16 protein-coding genes are annotated in these 15,991 nt (G+C 66.1%); 10 read left to right on the top strand and 6 right to left on the bottom strand.

The features are described 5' to 3' along the window. Positions 1–83: 83 nt before the first annotated feature. Together Harman_RS01680 and Harman_RS01675 are read left to right on the top strand one after the other, a co-directional pair. Positions 84–533 (top strand): pyridoxamine 5'-phosphate oxidase family protein, encoded by a 450-nt coding sequence (locus tag Harman_RS01680; protein ID WP_137682092.1) that lies wholly within the window; start codon positions 84–86, stop codon positions 531–533. Between the two features lie 7 nt (positions 534–540). Further along, a complete protein-coding gene (locus Harman_RS01675; protein ID WP_137682091.1) occupies positions 541–3,189 on the top strand; it encodes a cation-translocating P-type ATPase in 2,649 nt (882 codons plus the stop codon). Here Harman_RS01675 and Harman_RS01670 read toward each other — a convergent pair. Together Harman_RS01670 and Harman_RS01665 are read right to left on the bottom strand one after the other, a co-directional pair. Further along, entirely contained in the window at positions 3,186–3,767 is a 582-nt protein-coding gene (locus Harman_RS01670; RefSeq protein ID WP_137682090.1) for a VIT1/CCC1 transporter family protein, read from the bottom strand. The genes Harman_RS01675 and Harman_RS01670 overlap by 4 nt on opposite strands. 3 nt (positions 3,768–3,770) lie before the next feature. Then, positions 3,771–4,061, bottom strand: coding sequence for a DUF211 domain-containing protein (locus tag Harman_RS01665; RefSeq protein WP_137682089.1), 291 nt, complete (start codon positions 4,059–4,061; stop codon positions 3,771–3,773). A 104-nt stretch (positions 4,062–4,165) separates the two neighbouring features. Here Harman_RS01665 and Harman_RS01660 point away from each other — a divergent pair, with 104 nt between their 5' ends. Continuing rightward, positions 4,166–5,035, top strand: a complete 870-nt coding sequence (locus Harman_RS01660) for a universal stress protein (RefSeq protein WP_137682088.1) — start codon at positions 4,166–4,168, stop codon at positions 5,033–5,035. A 6-nt stretch (positions 5,036–5,041) separates the two neighbouring features. On the opposite strand, the gene Harman_RS01655 is transcribed toward Harman_RS01660, so the two are convergent. Next, positions 5,042–5,677, bottom strand: a complete 636-nt coding sequence (locus Harman_RS01655; RefSeq protein WP_137682087.1) for an FAD-dependent oxidoreductase — start codon at positions 5,675–5,677, stop codon at positions 5,042–5,044. Between the two features lie 205 nt (positions 5,678–5,882). Between Harman_RS01655 and Harman_RS01650 the strand changes: the two genes are divergently transcribed. The 4 genes from Harman_RS01650 (at position 5,883) to Harman_RS01635 (ending at position 11,009) form a co-directional block, all read left to right on the top strand. Then, positions 5,883–7,646 (top strand): 2-oxoacid:acceptor oxidoreductase subunit alpha, encoded by a 1,764-nt coding sequence (locus Harman_RS01650; RefSeq protein WP_137682086.1) that lies wholly within the window; start codon positions 5,883–5,885, stop codon positions 7,644–7,646. Then, entirely contained in the window at positions 7,643–8,506 is an 864-nt protein-coding gene (locus Harman_RS01645) for a 2-oxoacid:ferredoxin oxidoreductase subunit beta (RefSeq protein ID WP_137682085.1), read from the top strand. Before Harman_RS01650 ends, Harman_RS01645 begins: the two co-directional genes overlap by 4 nt. Positions 8,507–8,740: 234 nt before the next feature. Next, a complete protein-coding gene (locus Harman_RS01640) occupies positions 8,741–9,535 on the top strand; it encodes a methyltransferase domain-containing protein (RefSeq protein WP_137682084.1) in 795 nt (264 codons plus the stop codon). Between the two features lie 103 nt (positions 9,536–9,638). Continuing rightward, positions 9,639–11,009: a cryptochrome/photolyase family protein gene (locus tag Harman_RS01635; protein WP_137682083.1), complete on the top strand. Its 1,371-nt coding sequence runs from the start codon at positions 9,639–9,641 to the stop codon at positions 11,007–11,009. A 29-nt stretch (positions 11,010–11,038) separates the two neighbouring features. Here Harman_RS01635 and Harman_RS01630 read toward each other — a convergent pair whose 3' ends face one another. From Harman_RS01630 to Harman_RS01620, 3 genes are all read right to left on the bottom strand, one after another. Then, the gene (locus tag Harman_RS01630) at positions 11,039–11,524 is read right to left on the bottom strand and encodes a metal-dependent hydrolase (protein ID WP_137682082.1); all 486 of its coding nucleotides are present in this window, start codon (positions 11,522–11,524) and stop codon (positions 11,039–11,041) included. Further along, on the bottom strand, positions 11,524–12,072 hold the full coding sequence (locus tag Harman_RS01625) for a hypothetical protein (RefSeq protein ID WP_137682081.1): 549 nt from the start codon (positions 12,070–12,072) through the stop codon (positions 11,524–11,526). Before Harman_RS01625 ends, Harman_RS01630 begins: the two co-directional genes overlap by 1 nt. A gap of 68 nt (positions 12,073–12,140) precedes the next feature. After that, positions 12,141–13,358 carry a hypothetical protein gene (locus tag Harman_RS01620; protein WP_137682080.1) on the bottom strand — a complete coding sequence of 406 codons (1,218 nt, stop codon included), beginning with the start codon at positions 13,356–13,358 and terminating at the stop codon, positions 12,141–12,143. A 111-nt stretch (positions 13,359–13,469) separates the two neighbouring features. Between Harman_RS01620 and Harman_RS01615 the strand changes: the two genes are divergently transcribed. The 3 genes from Harman_RS01615 to Harman_RS01605 are packed head-to-tail and all read left to right on the top strand — an operon-like array spanning position 13,470 to position 15,980. Next, positions 13,470–14,705, top strand: a complete 1,236-nt coding sequence (locus Harman_RS01615) for a digeranylgeranylglycerophospholipid reductase (RefSeq protein ID WP_137682079.1) — start codon at positions 13,470–13,472, stop codon at positions 14,703–14,705. 58 nt (positions 14,706–14,763) lie between these two features. After that, a complete protein-coding gene (locus tag Harman_RS01610; protein WP_137682078.1) occupies positions 14,764–15,477 on the top strand; it encodes an NAD(+)/NADH kinase in 714 nt (237 codons plus the stop codon). Positions 15,478–15,518: 41 nt separating this feature from the next. Further along, positions 15,519–15,980 carry a DUF7313 family protein gene (locus Harman_RS01605; protein WP_137682077.1) on the top strand — a complete coding sequence of 154 codons (462 nt, stop codon included), beginning with the start codon at positions 15,519–15,521 and terminating at the stop codon, positions 15,978–15,980. Positions 15,981–15,991: the final 11 nt, after the last annotated feature.

Genomic DNA, 15,991 nt, shown 5'->3' with positions numbered 1-15,991 from the left:
ATATGTCTTATTCCGTCGGCGGGCGTCCGGGTCGACCGGGCCGCGCGTGGGGCTTTATTTACTGCCGGCCAGATACCTGATACATGGCTGAAACGAACCGCGCCGAGATGAGCGACGACGACCGGGAGGCCTTCCTCGGGGTCGGCGGAACGGGCGTGCTGTCGCTCGCAGTGGACGAGGAGACGGCCCCGTACGCGGCCCCCGTCTCGTACGGCTACGACCCCGAAGAGTCGGTCTTCTACTTCCGCCTGGCCGCGAACCGCGACAGCGAGAAGGGCCGTCTCGACGGCCGTCCAGTGACGTTCGTGACCTACGGCGACGGCGACGAGCCCTGGAAGAGCGTCGTCGCCAGCGGCCGCCTCGAAGACGCGTCGCGCGAGGCCATCACGAGCGAGGTCCTCGACGGCTTCGAGCGCGTCGACATCCCGCTCGTCGACGTGTTCGACCGCCCGGTCCGCGAGGTCACCTTCGAGTTCTTCCGGCTGGTGCCGGACGAACTGACCGCCCGCGAGGAACTCCAGCGCGGCACCTGACCCGTCGATGTCGGACATCGGGTCGCAGTCGACTAGCGAGCGCGGACCGCAGTCGCCCGACCGGGCCAGCGAGGAAAGCCCCGACGGGAGCGACAGCCAGTGGTACGCGCGCCCGGTCGAGGACGTGTTCGACGCGCTGGCCAGTTCCGAGGGGGGCCTGACAGGCGACGCGGCGGCCTCGCGGCTCGATGCCGAGGGGGCAAACGAGATTACGTCGACCGAGGCTCGAAGCCCGCTCCGGGTGTTCCTGTCGCAGTTCTCCAGCGCGCTCATCTGGGTCCTCCTCGGCGCGGCCGCGCTGTCGCTGGCTATCGGCCACACCGTCGACGCGGTGCTCATCGGCGTCATCCTCCTCGGGAACGGCGTCTTCGGCTTCCTTCAGGAGTACCGGGCCGAGCGGAGCCTGGAGGCACTCCGGGAACTCGCGACGCCGGAGGTGACGGTTCGCCGCGACGGGACCGAACAGACCGTCGCGGCGACGGCGCTGGTCCCCGGCGACGTGGTCGTCCTCCAGCAGGGCGACGTCGTGCCGGCCGACTGCCGGGTCGTCGAGGCGCAGTCGCTCGAAGTCGACGAGGCGGCGCTGACCGGCGAGAGCATGCCCGTCGAGAAGGGCGTCGAGCCGGTCGACCGGGCGACGCCGCTGGCCGAGCGGACGAGCGTGCTGTACAAGGGGACGAGCGTCACGCGGGGGTGCGCCGCCGCCGTCGTCGTCGAGACCGGGATGGCGACGGAGATGGGCGCGATTGCGACGGAACTGCTGAGCGCCGAGGACAGCCAGACGCCGCTGCAGCGCGACCTCGACACGCTCGGTCGACGCCTCGGGCTCGGGGTCGTCGCGCTCTCGGCCGTCATCGTCCCGTTGTTGACCCTCGGCGGGACCACGCTCGTGCAGGCGGCGCTGACCGCGGTCTCGCTGGCCGTCGCCGCCATCCCCGAAGGGCTTCCGGCGGTCGTGACGCTGACGCTCGCGCTGGGCGTCCGGCGGATGGCCGACGAGAACGCGCTGGTGCGGACGCTCCCCGCCGTCGAGGGGCTGGGCGCGGTCGACGTGGTCTGTACGGACAAGACCGGGACGCTAACCGAGGGCGAGATGCGTCTCCGGGCCGCGTGGGTGTACGACGAGGCGACCGACCTCGGCGGCGAGGACCGACCGTCGACCATCGAGGACGAGCGGCTCCGCCGCCTGCTCGAAATCGGCGTACTGTGTAACGACGCTACGGTTGAGGACGGGGACCCGACCGAACGGGCGCTGGTCGCCGGCGCGAGTGAGTGCGGTATCGACGCCGAGGCGCTCCGCGAGGAGCGCCCCCGGACCGATCAAGTGCCCTTCTCCTCGGAACGCCGCAGGATGGCGACAGTACACGACGACGAAGTGTACGTCAAGGGCGCGCCGCAAGTGATCCTCGACCGCTCGACGCGGGTGCTGACCGAGGACGGCCCGACCGAACTGGACGACGCGACCCGAGAGCGCATCGCCGAGCAGGTCGACGCCTTCGCCGGCGACGCGCTCCGCGTCCTCGCGTTCGCCTACAAGGAGCGCGGCGCGGACGGCGGCCCCGAGGAGAACCTCGTCTTCGCCGGCCTACAGGGGCTCATCGACCCCCCGCGGTCGGCCGTCAGGGACGCCATCGCGGACACGCACCGCGCCGGCATCGACGTGAAGATGGTCACCGGCGACAATGCGGTGACGGCCACGGCCATCGCCGCCGAAATCGGCATCGAATCGGACGTGCTGACCGGCACGGAAGTCGCCGAGATGGACGACGAGACGCTCGCCGAGCGCGCCGAAGCGGTCGACGTGTTCGCCCGGATGGAGCCGACCCACAAGGTCCGGGTGCTCAAGACACTGCAGGGCAACGGCCACGCCGTGGCGATGACCGGCGACGGCGTCAACGACGCGCCGGCGCTGAAAAACGCCGACATCGGCATCGCGATGGGCGTCCGCGGGACGGACGTGGCCAAGGAGGCCAGCGACATCGTCCTGCTCGACGACAACTACGCGACCATCCGCAACGCCATCCGCCGCGGGCGGACCATCTTCGACAACGTCTGGAAGTTCGTCGGCTACCTGCTGAGCGCGAACGCCGCCGAGGTGCTGCTCGTCTTCATCGCGTCGCTTTTCGGCTACCTCATCCTCCCGGCGGTCCAGTTGTTGTGGATAAACCTCCTGACCGACGGCCTGCCGGCGCTCGCGCTCGGGGCCGACCCCTCCGGCGACGTGATGGACCGCGAGCCGCGCTCGGGCGAGGCGGGCATCATCGACCGGCAGATGCTGACGCTCGTCGGCGGCATGGGGCTGGTTGCCACGGCGCTCATGCTGGGGCTGATGACGTACGCGCTCGACGGCGCGCCGTCCACCACGCCCTACGCCATGACGATGGTGTTCACCGGGTTCGTCGCCCTGGAGTTCGTGAAACTGTACGTTGTGCGCTGGACGCGGGACACGCCGCTCCTCTCGAATCCGTGGCTGGCCGCGTCCGTCCTCGCCTCGCTCGCGCTCCACCTCGCGGTCCTGTACACGCCGCTCCGGCAGTACTTCGGGACGGTGGCGCTCGGGGTCGCCGACTGGGGACTCATCGCGGCGACGCTGGCCGTTGGCGCGCCGCTGCTCGCCCTCGTCGGCTGGGGGGTCAGGCGCGTCGACGCCGCCTAGCCGGGCATGACGTAGTTGATGACGGCCACCACGAGGCCGGCGAGGCCCATCCGGGCGGCGGCGACGTACCACCGCTGGCCCGAGATAGAGCCCATGTACGCGCCGAAAACGCCGAGGACGCCGACGCCGAGGCCGACGGCAACCAGCGCGGCCTCGCCCATCGTCAACAGCGCCCCTTCGAAGAAGAACGGGACGAGCGGGACGACGATGCCGATGAGCGGGCCGAGGCCGCTCATCGTCGCGTGCAGAACGCGAGCGCCGCGCTGTTCGCGCTGGATGCGTGTGTCGTCTAGGTCCGTCAGCATGGCCCGCTCGATGCGGAGCACCTCGGCGCGGGTCTCCGCGCGTTCGATTTCCCAGACGCTCCAGACTGCCGACGTGCCGAGACCGACCGCCGCGCCGAGGCCGATTTTGACGACGGTGAGGCCGTCGGGCACGCCCGACAGCACCGCGCCGACGACGACGCCGATGCTCGTCAGCGTCCCGTCGAAGCCGTTCGAGACGAAGTACCGCCGGGAGATGGCGCGCACGTCCTCTTTGCCGAGGAGGCGCGTCAGCAACTGCCGTATCGAGACCACGGCTCAGCGGTCCTGAAACGTGGCCCGTTCCTCGATGACGCGCTCGCCGCAACTCACCTCGTCGATGGAGTGGACCGACGCGCCGAGTTCCTCGACCGCGTCCTGTATCGACGCGTAGTCGACGCCGTCGCCCTCTATGGTGAGTTTGACGTTCTGTACCTCCTTGTCCCGTTCGACCAGTGAGGCGGTCACGCCGACGACGGTGTGTTCAGTGGTGAGCCGTTCGGTGAAATCGACGAGGGGCGGGTCGTGGGGCTTCAACACGTCGATGACGATCCTGCGAACAGTTGACATGACTCGACAGTCGGCCGTGAGTGTCCTAAATGTGACTATCGGGTGAACTCTCCACTGGCACGACACTTTATCACACTTGCCGGCGAACACCGGAGCGAAACGCGATGTTCGACACGATTCTCGTCCCCATCGACGACAGCCCCGGTTCCCAGCGGGCCTTCGAGGCCGCGGCGACCCTCGCCAGACAGTACGGCTCGACCCTCCACGTCCTCGCCGTGGTCGACGAACACGGCCCGAGCGACGGCGACTGGGACTACGACGGCGACTCCCCCGCGGCGACGTTCGTCGACGAACAGACGGATGTGGTCGATACCGACGGCATCGACGTAACGCCGGCCGTCCGGGAGGGCGTCGTCCACGAGGAAATCCTCGACTACGCCGACGAGAACGGCGTCGACCTCGTCGTCATGGGCACGCACGGCCGCACCGGCGTCCGCCGCTACCTGCTCGGGAGCGTCACCGAGAAAGTGGTCCGCTTGTCCGACGTGCCGGTCCTCTCGGTCAAGGCCGACGCCGACCCGGGCGCGGTGGCCTTCGAGGACATCCTGCTCCCGACCGATGGCAGCAGCGGGGCCGAGGCCGCGATAGAGCCGACGGCGGCGCTGGCCGGTGAGACCGACGCGACCGTCCACGTGCTTTCGGCTGTGGACACGCGCTCGCTGGGTATCGACGTGGGGTCGAGCGTCATCATCGACGAACTGGAGTCCATCGCCGAGGACGCCGTCGCCACCACCTCGGAGCGACTCTACGAGGCGGGCGTCGGGGCCGTCAAGACAGCCGTCGCCCACGGGATTCCCTACCAGGTGATTCTGCAGGCCATCGACGACAACGACGTAGACCTCGTGGTCATCGGGACCCACGGGCGGACCGGCATCGACCGCTACCTGCTCGGAAGCGTCACGGAGAAGCTCGTCCGGACCGCACCGGTGCCCGTCCTGACCGTCCGGTCGTCCGACGCCGGCGATGGGGCGTAGGCCCCGCTACCCGAAGTTCTCGACTTTCGCGTCGTCGGTACTGACGCCTGCAGTTTCGAGCGCCTCCGTCGCGGCATCGAGGAAGTCCGCGAACCCGTAGATGAACACCTGGCCGCCGTCCTCGACGGCCTCGGCCACTGGGTCGACAAGCGATTCGTTGGCGCTGATGACCGAGACGAGCGCCCCGGCGTCCCGAAGCGCGTCCAGTCGGTCCTCGTGTACCGGGGCGTCGTCCTGATACACGACGGCGGCCTCGTTGCCGTCGTCAAGTGCGCGCTCGGCAATACCCACGGCCGGGCCGACGCCGGGACCGCCAGCGAGGACGACGACGCGGCTCTCGCCCTCGTAGTAATCCGACCCGAACGGGCCGGCGATGCGGACGCCGTCGCCCGCTTCGAGCGCGCCCAGCTGGGGCGCTAACTCGCCGTCGGGGTCGATGCCGACGGTGATCTCGAAGGTCTCCTCGACCGTCGGCGAGGAAATCGTATAGAACCGCGAGACCTCCTCCTCGTCGACGGTCAGAGTCAGTTTGACAAACTGGCCCGGCTGTGCGTCGAAGGCGTCCGGCGTTTCGAAATCAATCGCAACGGTGTCCGGTCCGACATCCCGGACAGCGACAACATCGAGGACTCGTTCATCCATATTTTGGGGTTGCCGTGCCCGGCCAAGGGGGTTACGGTCGCTGCGTGTTCTGTAATGCTGAAAGAGAGTGCCTCCGTGTCCCGATATACGGGAAACAACGGCGGTTGTTGCACGAAATCTACCGGTATTAACTCGGATCCGAGTTTCCCGCTTGCGGGCGGTTACGGAAGGCTTTTCCTACCACGCTGGCTACCCGTGCGATATAATGCCAGAGGACCTGAACTGGGCCATCGGCGGCGAAGCCGGCGATGGAATCGACTCCACCGGGAAGATTTTCGCGCAGGCACTCTCCCGGGCTGGTCGACACGTCTTCACCTCAAAGGACTTCGCCTCCCGCATCCGTGGCGGGTACACTGCCTACAAGGTACGGACGTCAGTCGACCGGGTCGAGAGTGTCGTCGACCGCCTGGACATCCTGATCGCACTCACAGAGCGCACCATCCACGAGAACGAGGACGAACTCCACGAGGACTCCGTCATCATCTACGACGGCGAGCGCTCGACGATGCAGGACGTGGAGGTTCCCGGCGACGCAACGGCGCTTGAAGTACCGCTGAAACGACTCGCGGAGGACGCGGGTGGGGCCATCATGCTCAACGTCGTCGCCCTGGGCGCGGCGTGTGAGGTCACCGGCTTTCCCATCGAGAACCTCGACGAGAGCCTCGAAAAGCGCTTCGGCGACAAGGGCGAAGCCATCGTCGAGAACAACAAGGAAGCCGCTCGCAAAGGCCAGCAGTACGTCCGCGAGGAGTACGACCAGGAATTCGACTACGACATGGAGACCACCGACGAGGACTACGTGCTCCTCAACGGTGACGAGGCAATCGGCATGGGCGCTATCGCCGCCGGCTGTCGCTTCTACTCCGGCTACCCCATCACCCCGGCGACGGACGTGATGGAGTACATGACCGGCCGCGTCGACCAGTTCGGCGGGAAGGTCGTCCAGGCAGAGGACGAACTCTCGGCGATCAACATGGCGCTGGGTGCGGCCCGTGCCGGTGCCCGAGCCATGACCGCAACCTCCGGCCCAGGTATCGACCTGATGACCGAGACCTTCGGGCTAGTCGCCACCAGCGAGACGCCGCTTGTCATCTGTGACGTGATGCGCTCCGGTCCGTCGACCGGGATGCCGACCAAGCAGGAGCAGGGCGATCTCAACATGACGCTGTACGGCGGCCACGGTGAGATTCCGCGGTTCGTCGTCGCGCCGACCACTGTCTCGGAGTGTTTCTGGAAGACCGTCGAGGCGTTCAACCTCGCCGAAAAGTACCAGACGCCCGTGTTCCTCGTCTCGGACCTCGCGATGGCCGTGACCGAACAGACGTTCTCCCCCGAGACCTTCGACATGGACGAGGTCGAAATCGAGCGCGGGAAGGTCGTCGACGAGAACGACATCGACACGTGGCTCGACGGGAAGGGCCGTTTCCAGGCCCACTTCGCGGCCGCCGACGGGGTCTCGCCGCGGGCGTTCCCCGGGACGACTGACGGCGCACACATGACGACCGGTCTTGAACACGACGAACTCGGTCGCCGGACCGAGGACACGGAGGTGCGCATCGAGCAGGTCGACAAGCGCCAGCGGAAAGTCGAGACCGCCCGCGAGCAGGAGGACTTCGACTACCGCGAGTTCGGCGACCCCGACGCCGACACGCTGGTCATTTCGTGGGGCTCCAACGAGGGGGCCCTCCGCGAGGGGCTGACGCTGCTGGAGGAGGACGGCTACGACGTGCGTTTCCTCTCGGTGCCGTACATCTTCCCGCGGCCGGACCTCACCGAGGAAATCGAGGCCGCCGAGGATGTCATCGTCGTCGAATGCAACGCTACGGGGCAGTTCGCGGACATCATCGAACACGATGTCCTCGAACGCGTCCAGCGCATCAACAAGTACAACGGCGTCCGGTTCAAAGCGGACGAACTGGCGACAGAGATCAAGCAAACGCTTGACACACCTGCGGAGGCAACACAATGAGTTCCGACGTTCGCTTCACAGACTTCAAATCCGACAAGCAACCGACCTGGTGTCCCGGCTGCGGTGACTTCGGGACGATGAACGGCATGATGAAGGCACTCGCAGAGACGGGCAACGACCCCGACAACACCTTCATCGTCGCCGGTATCGGCTGTTCCGGGAAGATCGGGACGTACATGCACAGCTACGCGCTCCACGGCGTCCACGGCCGCGCCCTGCCGGTGGGCATCGGCGTGAAGATGGCCAACCCGGACCTCGAAGTGATGGTCTCTGGCGGCGACGGTGACGGCTACTCCATCGGTGCCGGCCACTTCATCCACGCCGTCCGCCGGAACGTCGACATGAGCTACGTCGTGATGGACAACCGCATTTACGGGCTGACGAAGGGGCAGGCCTCGCCGACAAGCCGCGAGGACTTCGAAACCTCCACCTCGCCTGACGGGCCGAACCAGCCGCCGGTCAACCCGAAAGCACTGGCGCTGGCCTCCGGCGCGACGTTCATCGCACAGTCCTTCTCTTCGAACGCCCAGCGCCACGCGGAAATCGTCAAAGAAGCCGTCGAGCACGACGGGTTCGGATTCGTCAACGTCTACTCGCCGTGTGTGACGTTCAACGATGTGGACACGTACGACTACTTCCGCGACGCCATCGTCGACCTCGACGAGACCGACCACGACCCGTCGGACCGCGACCAGGCCAAGGACAAAATCCTCGAAAGCGACAAGGAGTACATGGGCGTCCTCTACCAGGACGAGGACTCCGTCCCCTTCGAGGAACGCGAAGGCGTCGAAGGCTCGATGGCCGAGATTCCCGATGGCGCACCCGAGGGCGCGATGGACCTCGTCCGCGAGTTCTACTAGTACCTTTTTCGGCCTCGGGTGCGCTTCGCGCACCGCTCGGCGCAAAAATCTACGCTAAAAAGGCCGGAATCGAGGCAGCCTCGATTCCGGTGAAACGGCGGCCTGCGGCCGCCGTATGCTAGCCGATTATAGGCTGCTACGGCTTCTTGTATATAAAATCCGGGACCGAGTTGGGGACGGTGCAACGCGACAGAACGATTTTATTTCTGACAGGAGAACGGATGAGCCACAGCGATGGGCGGGACACTTGATTACGACGCGTCGGAAGCGCGCCAAGAAGAGGCGATATACCGGACGCAATCGGCCGCGGCGCGCCGGGAGCGGATCCGGGAACTGCTCGACCTCGAACTGGGCGATGAGGTGCTCGCTGTCGGCTGTGGGCCGGGGTTCGAGCCGGCGGAACTCGGCTGGGAAGTAGGGGAACGAGGCCACGTCTACGGCATCGACCAGAGTCGGGCAATGCTCGACCTGGCCCGACAGCGCTGTGCCCCGCTACCCCAGGTGACGCTATCGCAGGGGAACGCCGTCGCCCTTCCTGTGGCCAACGAGTCGGTCGACGCGGCCGTTGCCGTGCAGGTGTTCGAGTACCTCGAAACGGTCGACTCGGCGATTTCGGAGCTGGCTCGCGTCCTGCGACCCGGCGGGGCCGCCGTTGTCTGTGACGCCGACTTCGCGACACTGGTGTGGCGCAGTCCCAACCCCGAACGGATGGGGCGGGTCCTCGACGCGTTCGACGACCACTGCCCACAGCCACGGCTGGGCTCCCGCCTGACTCCGCACCTCCGCGAGGCCGGGTTGGAAGTAGACCGGGTCGAGCCGAACGCTATCGTCAACACTGAACTCGACGAGGCGACCTTCGCCTACCATCTCATGCAGTTCATCGAGGACTACGCGGCCGACCACGACGACGTTGGCCCAACAGTGGCAGAGGCCTGGGCGGACGACCTCCGGGAGCAGGCGGCCGCCGAGGAGACGTTTTTCAGCTTCACGCAGTACTGCTATCTCGTCCGCAAACCCGGGTCGCGGTAGTTCGGCAGCCTTCGGGGGACAACACTTCGGGTGTCGGGACCTCCGGTCGCACACACAATAGAATCGGGTCCGGACCCATATGCCGGCGTCCCTAACAGAGGGTATGCACGTCTTCTGGCATCAGCGGGACCTCCGGATACCGGACAACCGGGGGCTGACTGCTGCCGCCGCGGCCGACGAAGTGCTGCCGGTGTACGTCGTCGACACGGACCTGCTATCGAAGGTCGGAAAGCGCCAGCGGGCGTTCCTGCTGGCCGGCGTCCAAGCGTTGAAAGCGGCGTACCAGGACCGCGGCGGGGACTTGCTCGTTCGGGAGGGGGCCGCCGCCGAGGTGCTCGCGGACGTTGTCGAGGAGTACGACGCCGACCGGGTGTACTACAACGAGCACTACCGGCCGGCGCGTCGGAACCGCCAGCGCCGCGTCGACGAGGCCGTCCCCACGAAATCTTTGACCGACCTCGTGCTCGTCGACCCGGCCGGACTCGACGACCGGTACGAGAACCACAGTCGCTTCTACGACGACTGGCAGACGCGGGAGAAACTGCCACCGGCCGACCGTCCCGACCCGGACTCGCTTGTGGTCGTGTCAGACTCGAAAACGGTCCCGACCGTCGATACAGATATTGACCTGCCGACGCCGGGCTATGCGGGTGCACGACAGCGGTACGACACCTTTCTCACCGATGGTATCGAAACGTACAGCGACACCCGCGACGACATGCAGGCTGCCGTCGAACGGCCCACAAGTGCCGTCTCACGCATGTCGCCGTACCTCGCCGCTGGAATGATCGGCATCCGCGAGATGTGGCGGGACGCGTCCGACCGCCACACCGAAGTCACCGGCGACGCCCAGCGGAACGTCCAGAAGTACCGCTACGAACTCTCCTGGCGTGAACAGAGCTACCATCTGCTGTACTACAACCCAACGCTGTTGTCAGAGAACTACAAGTCCTTCCCGAACCGGATAGCGTGGCGAAATGACGAGGACAACTTTGAGGCCTGGAAACGCGGTGAGACAGGCTACCCGCTCGTCGACGCCGGGATGCGCCAACTCGAACGTGAGGGGTACATCCACAACCGGCCGCGCCAGAACGTTGCCTCGTTTCTCACGAAGCACCTCCTCATCGACTGGCGCGAGGGGGCGCGACACTTCCGGAAGCGACTGGTCGACCACGACCCCGCGAACAACGCCGCCAGTTGGCAGTGGACGGCCTCGACCGGGACCGACTCCGTGGACGTGCGTATCTTCGATCCGGTCGCACAGATGCACAAGTACGACAGCGGCGCGGACTACGTCACCGAGTACGTCCCGGAACTTCGCGGCGTTCCAGCGACCAAGATCGTCGACTGGCCGACGCTCTCGGACGGGGAACGCGAGGAATTAGCCCCGGCGTATCCACATCCCATCGTGGACAGGGACGCGGCTTACGAGCGCGCCCAGCGCGTGTTCGAAACGGCGCTCGGGAAGCGGTGAGCCGGTGTGGAGTGGTCGCTGTAACGCCGCTACGCTCTGTACTGCACCAGAAGGTAGGCTGCCACCGCAACAGTTCCGGTAACACCGGTGAGCCAGATATCCGTGCTCAGATACAGCCCCGGCGTCGGCGGATGGTACTGCGTCAGGGGCCACAGCACCGCGTACGAGCGCCCCGAGGCTTTCAGCAGGAGCGCGTCGGCGAACAGGTGGCTGGCCGCACCCAGTGACAGGAGGCCGAACACGCGCCGCCGGTCCGCCCGGTTCACGACGACGGTCCCGACGAGGACGGAGACGAAGGCCCCGCCCAGCGTGTGGACGCCCAGCCAGCCAAACGGGAGGTCCAGTGCTGCCTCGACGGCCGCGGCGTCCACGAGCAGTTTCACCTTCGCCATGTCGGGGATGAACGCCCCGGCCATCCCGACGGTGACGTACTCGCCGGTGAGCCAGTCGTACCGCAGTGACAGGAGCGTACAGATGGTGAACGCGATGAAAGCGTGTGACAGCAGATCCGGCATCAGGCAAGCACCTCCTGCACCCGGTCGAGGAGTGCCCGGGCCGGTCTGCGTGGCTCCTCGCGCCGAACCAGTGCGCCCGTCCGCCAGTCCAGTCGCCAGCCACGGACCAGTCGCCAGAGCGTCCACAGGCCGGCGAGCGCGGAGACGAGGTACATCGCGGTGTAGTTCGTCGCCGGCACGCTCACGCTGTTTTCCGCGGTGATAGTGCCGTCCGGCCCGAGCGTGCCGTACACCTGCAGGGATTCGCCGTCGGTGACTGCGGCATCGACGTTTCGGACCGTGACAGTAATCAGACCACTGTGGCGCTCGCCGTCAGCGGCGTAGTCGTACTCCAGGGCGATCTCGACGGGGTCGGTCCCGACCACGGTGCCGGTCACCTGAACGTCATCGCCGACGTGTTTGTCGTAGTCCTGGGCCAGTTCGTCCCCACCGGGATAATTTCCCAGCGAAGGGGCCGGCCCGACCCCGCCAAACGCGACCATGAGCACGAACAGGGCGGCGAGGAGGACCCCGACCGCAGCGAGTCGGCCCGCCCACGAGTGAAACATTCAAATCTCGGTGCGGGCGGCGGGATATAAACTCTGGCGCTTGGGTCGAACCACTGCTGTCCGCATGTCTACTCAGGCTTGCCGGGCAACACGTCCGGGTCACCGGAGCGGTAGATGTACTCGACAGCGACGCCGGTCAGCGGCGAGTCGGCGGCCGTCGCGTAGCTCTTCGCAAGGTCGAGGTACTGTTCGGTCACGTCGACGACGCGCCGATAGGCGGCCTCGTCGTCGGGCGCGAGCAGGTACTCGGCGGTGACGGGCGTCAGTTGGCCCTCCGCGCGGTCGTCATCGTAGTCGTCCACGTCGTCGAGCCACACCTGCGCGCCGATGATGGCGAGGACGATGGCCTTGGCAAACTCGTCGTCGATGTCCAACCCAGCGAGCCGATAGAGGTCGAGCATGCCGTCGTACAGCACCCCGACACGGGCGTACTGGGTCTTGCTGTAGGGGAGTTCCTTCTCCGTCTCCGTGAGCGTCGCCGGCGCCTCGTCGTACTCGGCGAACTTGTACTCACCGCGGATGGCTGCCAGGGCGTCCTTGTCGCCGTCTTCGGCCGCGGTCATCAGCTCTCGGAAGTGGTCGTCCCGGTCCTGGTGGGCCTCGCTGTAGTCGACGGCCCACTGATAAGCGTTCTCGACGACCGGCGGCATATCCGCTAACAGGCCGTCGAGATGAGACTGGAGCGCGGACTGGGCGACTTCCGCGGCGCGGCGGCGGTCGGCTTCGCTCCCGCTCCACGGCTCGCTTCGCTCACCGTTCCGCTTCGAGGGCGCACCCTCGCTAAACTCCACCTCGAAGTCCTCGAACTCGTCGTCATTGATGGCGTCGCGCATGTCGCCGTCGATGAGCGCTTCGATGGAGAGGCGGGTCATCTGCTCGGCGCGGACAACCATCTCGCGGGGCGCGAGGTCCTGGGCTGGCCCCTGCTCCAGGGCCGTCTCGTCGACTTTCGGGACGCCGTCAGCGATGGCGTCGATAACGGGGTCGCCAGGGGCCTGCTGGCGGGCCTTGCGGTAGACGTAGCCGAGTGTCAGCTGTGCAGGCAAGATGAGCTTCGTGTCGTAGGAGAACTCGACGGGCTGGCCGAACTCGTCTTCGAGCGCATCCTCGATACGGTCGGTCACGTCGTCGACCATCGCCTCGGTGCGGTCGTCGATCTCGGACTTCAACGAGAGGCTGGCGGCGTCGAACACGCCGGTGTCCGCATAATAGCCCAGCACCGCCCGTAGCGCCGTAGGGAGTCGCCGCCTGTCCGCGAGCACGCCCGCGCCTGTCTTGAGAACCATTGTATGTCGCCCCGGGTGTTCTCGTGATGGTAGTGGGGCCGTCTTTACCCTTTCGAGAGCGCCGCCAGTGTATTCGGAAAGACTGATTACCAACAGGGGATACCCACAACCATGCGCGAGCGCTTTGACGTGGTGATAGCCGGGGCCGGGCCTGCGGGGGCGCAGTGTGCCCGTGATCTAGCGGAGCGAAACTACGAGGTGCTTGTTCTCGAAACCGAGCCCGAAGACGGGTTCCCGCGTCAGAGCAACAAGTCCACTGCCGGGACGTTCATGTCGGCGATGACGGGGTTTGCGATTCCCGACGACGTGGTGATGAACTACACGGACAACGTCGTGCTTGAGTCGCCAAACGACCACTACGTCCGCAACCAGACCGGGGCCGTTCTGGAGTTCGCGGAGTTCAAACAGTGGCTCGTCTCGGAAGGCCGGGAACGGGGCGCCACATATCGGTTTGACTCCCGCGTTTCAGCCCCGATCATGGAGAACGGAGAGATCGCCGGCGTGCGCTACGACGGCGACGAAGAAGTGTATGCGGACATTGTCATTGACGCCACCGGCCCTGCCGCGCCGCTGGCGAAGAAACTCGATGTATGTGACCTCCAGCGGGACCACCAGGCCATCGGCGTCGAGTACGAGTTCGAGGGCGTCGAAGTCAATCACGACGACTACGCCGACCTCCGGGACGCGATGATGCTCCGACTGGATCACGACCTCGCTCCAGGTGGCTACTCCTGGGTTTTCCACACCGGCGAAGACAGGGCGAAGGTCGGTCTCTGTTACATCCAGAACGAATCACACGACAAGTACGCGAAAGACGGGATGGGGATCGACGACTATCTCGACTACTGGCTCGATTCGGACCCGAGATTCGACGACGCCGAGCGAATCGAGGGGACACAAGCCCACCGCGGGTCGGCCCACATCCAGCCGCCCGATTCGATGAGCACGGACAGCTTCATGGCTATCGGCGACACCGTCCCGACCGTCGATCCGCTGTGGGGTGAGGGCATCCACAAGGGGATGAAATCGGCCCGCGCCGCCGCCGCGACGGCGGATTCGGCGCTCAAGCCGGACGAACCCGACACCTCCGCGGAAAACCTCTCCGTCTACGACCAACTCTGGCACAGCGAGGTGGCCCCGAAACACAACGCCCGCCTGATGATGACGGAACTGCTGTATCTCGCCCCCAACGAGCGGTACGATCAGTTGATGGATGACCTCCGGAGCACCGGACAGGACACCCTCAGGCAGATCAACGGCGGCGACCGTCGGGCAATTGCGAAGCTAACTCATCTCTCGGACATGCCGATCCTCGTCGAATACGCGCGCCGTCGTTTGGATATTTGAGCGCGAACACACGCCGGAGTGCGGCAGCTTTTTTTCCGCCGGCCCGGAGTTTCAGGTGATGGGAACCCCCGTTGGTGTAGTCGGTGACGACGGCCTGGCAGACGTGCTTCGAGACGCCGGCGTGGCTGTTGAGCGGGGTCGTGACGGCTCAGTTCCGGACACTGACCGAATTGTCGCCGTCGGCGAAGACGCCGTCGCTTCTGTGGCACGGGCCGACGGTGATCCACTCGTGTTGCCGGTCGCGGCCGGTCGCGGCGTCCGGTCAGTACCGCGAGCCGACGCTGCCGACGCTGTGTCGGCGCTTGCAGATGCCCGCGTCGAAACACACCCTGTCCTCCGTGTGGCGATGTCCGACGGCACTGTCGAACAGGCGTTCTGGGACGTGACTCTCGTCACCGCCGACGCCGCCCGTATCTCCGAGTTCACTGTCGCGTCGACGACTGACCGCATCGGCCAGTTCCGGGCCGACGGTGTGGTCATCGCCACGGCCGCCGGGTCGCCGGGCTATGCCCATCGCGTCGGCGGCCCGATTTTAGCGCCGTCCAAACAGGCGGTGATCGCGCCGATCGCGCCGTTTGCGACCGACCCGGACCACTGGGTGTTGCCGGTCGCCGGACTCAGCGCCTCGGTCGAGCGCGACGAGGCGACCGTCGAACTGCTGGTCGACGACCGCGTGTCACGGACCGTCAGCTACGGGGAGTCGGTCACGATATCGCTTGGCTCCCCGGTTCGGACCGCTGTCGTCGACCAGAGCCAGTCCAGATTCGAGTGAGATTGGAAAGACACTAATGGACGGTGGACAGAGTTTTGCGTATGCAGCCATCCGTAACGCTCTTTGGGCCATTGGATACCATTCTGGGGAGTCCGACAGTCGGCGGTGCGCTCCTCATCGAATACATCATCTTCGGAGTGGTGGTTGTCAACTTCCTGACCCGGCAGCTCGCCCACAGAAGTCACGTCAAACAGTACGAAAACGACGGTGCGGACGCGATCAGCCGCCATCCGGCACACACGTTCACCAACATCGCACTGATCGTGCTGTCGTTTTTCTACATGACGATGCACCACCACGGCGGGATGGTGCTGTCCGTGCTCGTGCTCGGCGCAGTCATCACCGACTTCTTCGAGTTCGAGTCCCGAAAAGTCGAAGCGCGCCGTGACATCCCGCTGGAACGGCCGAAAGGGGCCATCGTCGCCGCCCTCGTGATGTTCATGTACGCGGGCTATCAGAGCCTCTTCTGGGTCATCAAGGGTCCCTGGAGCGCCCTCGTCTGACCCTGTCGCCG

It is taken from the genome of Haloarcula mannanilytica (assembly GCF_005406125.1).
Lineage (GTDB): Archaea > Halobacteriota > Halobacteria > Halobacteriales > Haloarculaceae > Haloarcula > Haloarcula mannanilytica.
Note: the sequence above shows the minus strand (reverse complement) of the source record. Positions and strands in the feature narration are given on the sequence as shown.

What these genes read in the sequence shown, in the direction of transcription:
- Harman_RS01665 (WP_137682089.1), bottom strand. Translation starts at nt 4,061, where the DNA reads ATGTCAACTGTTCGCAGGATCGTCATCGACGTGTTGAAGCCCCACGAC.
- Harman_RS01625 (WP_137682081.1), bottom strand. Translation starts at nt 12,072, where the DNA reads ATGTTTCACTCGTGGGCGGGCCGACTCGCTGCGGTCGGGGTCCTCCTC.
- Harman_RS01610 (WP_137682078.1), top strand. Translation starts at nt 14,764, where the DNA reads ATGGGAACCCCCGTTGGTGTAGTCGGTGACGACGGCCTGGCAGACGTG.
- Harman_RS01660 (WP_137682088.1), top strand. Translation starts at nt 4,166, where the DNA reads ATGTTCGACACGATTCTCGTCCCCATCGACGACAGCCCCGGTTCCCAG.
- Harman_RS01655 (WP_137682087.1), bottom strand. Translation starts at nt 5,677, where the DNA reads ATGGATGAACGAGTCCTCGATGTTGTCGCTGTCCGGGATGTCGGACCG.
- Harman_RS01630 (WP_137682082.1), bottom strand. Translation starts at nt 11,524, where the DNA reads ATGCCGGATCTGCTGTCACACGCTTTCATCGCGTTCACCATCTGTACG.
- Harman_RS01675 (WP_137682091.1), top strand. Translation starts at nt 541, where the DNA reads ATGTCGGACATCGGGTCGCAGTCGACTAGCGAGCGCGGACCGCAGTCG.
- Harman_RS01635 (WP_137682083.1), top strand. Translation starts at nt 9,639, where the DNA reads ATGCACGTCTTCTGGCATCAGCGGGACCTCCGGATACCGGACAACCGG.
- Harman_RS01615 (WP_137682079.1), top strand. Translation starts at nt 13,470, where the DNA reads ATGCGCGAGCGCTTTGACGTGGTGATAGCCGGGGCCGGGCCTGCGGGG.
- Harman_RS01605 (WP_137682077.1), top strand. Translation starts at nt 15,519, where the DNA reads ATGCAGCCATCCGTAACGCTCTTTGGGCCATTGGATACCATTCTGGGG.
- Harman_RS01640 (WP_137682084.1), top strand. Translation starts at nt 8,741, where the DNA reads ATGGGCGGGACACTTGATTACGACGCGTCGGAAGCGCGCCAAGAAGAG.
- Harman_RS01645 (WP_137682085.1), top strand. Translation starts at nt 7,643, where the DNA reads ATGAGTTCCGACGTTCGCTTCACAGACTTCAAATCCGACAAGCAACCG.
- Harman_RS01620 (WP_137682080.1), bottom strand. Translation starts at nt 13,358, where the DNA reads ATGGTTCTCAAGACAGGCGCGGGCGTGCTCGCGGACAGGCGGCGACTC.
- Harman_RS01680 (WP_137682092.1), top strand. Translation starts at nt 84, where the DNA reads ATGGCTGAAACGAACCGCGCCGAGATGAGCGACGACGACCGGGAGGCC.
- Harman_RS01650 (WP_137682086.1), top strand. Translation starts at nt 5,883, where the DNA reads ATGCCAGAGGACCTGAACTGGGCCATCGGCGGCGAAGCCGGCGATGGA.